Origin of the sequence: Neoroseomonas rubea (genome assembly GCF_016106015.1) — a bacterium.
Lineage (GTDB): Bacteria > Pseudomonadota > Alphaproteobacteria > Acetobacterales > Acetobacteraceae > Neoroseomonas > Neoroseomonas rubea.
Map to the genome: position 1 here is coordinate 1 of NZ_JACADQ010000695.1, position 783 is coordinate 783.

Genomic DNA, 783 nt, shown 5'->3' on the forward strand with positions numbered 1-783 from the left:
TCCCCGGCGCGCCGCCGCCGACGCCGCCGGTTCCCGTCGCGCCCGCCATCGGTGTCCCGCCCGCGCCACAGGGCGGCGGCGCCATGCCGACGGCCAAGCCGGCCTCCCTGCCCGCGCAGCCGCCCACTATCGGCGGCAAGCCGGTGCCGCAGGCCGCCCTGCCGCGCAGCCCGACCGCCTTCGCGCCCGTTCCGGGCGTCAGCGCGCGGGTGCGGCAACAGGTTCTCGCCGCGATGCTGCCGACCAGCCCCAACCCCGCCGGGCTGCGCGCCGCGGTCGAGTCCGGCCTGCCCTGGCAGGAATTCGACCGGCTGCTCGCCCAGCATGGCTATGACAGCCGTGACCTCGCCGACGTGGTCGCCGCCTTCTACCTGATCGCCTGGGAGGTCTCGACGGGCGGCGACGCCCTCACGCAGCCCGCCGGCATCGCTGCCGTGCGTGGCCAGGCGCGGCAGATGGTCGCCGCCAATCCCGCCATGGCACGGCTAGACGAGGCTGGACGCCAGGCGACGGCCGAGACGCTCGCCTTCTACGCCATGGCCATGGCGGCGCGACTGGCGGACCTCCGGGCCGCGGGCGCGCCCGGCCCGGTGGCCGCCTTCCGCGCCGAGGTCGCCCAGACGGTGTCGCAGCAGCAGGGCATCGACCTGCGCCGCTTCACCCTGACCGCCTCGGGCTTCCAGCAGCGCTGAAGGCCGTGCCCCGGGCATGATCGCGTGACCTGCGGCCGCCGGGCCGGCCGGGGCCGCGCAGGGGGGCCGCCACGGGTGCGGCGAGCCACCC

1 protein-coding gene is annotated in these 783 nt (G+C 77.7%); it reads left to right on the forward strand.

Annotated elements, in window-relative coordinates; genetic code table 11:
- Positions 1 to 692, forward strand: a 692-nt coding sequence (locus tag HW577_RS25895) for a DUF6683 family protein (RefSeq protein ID WP_332837823.1), incomplete at its 5' end; no start/stop codon positions are given.
- Positions 693 to 783: the final 91 nt, after the last annotated feature.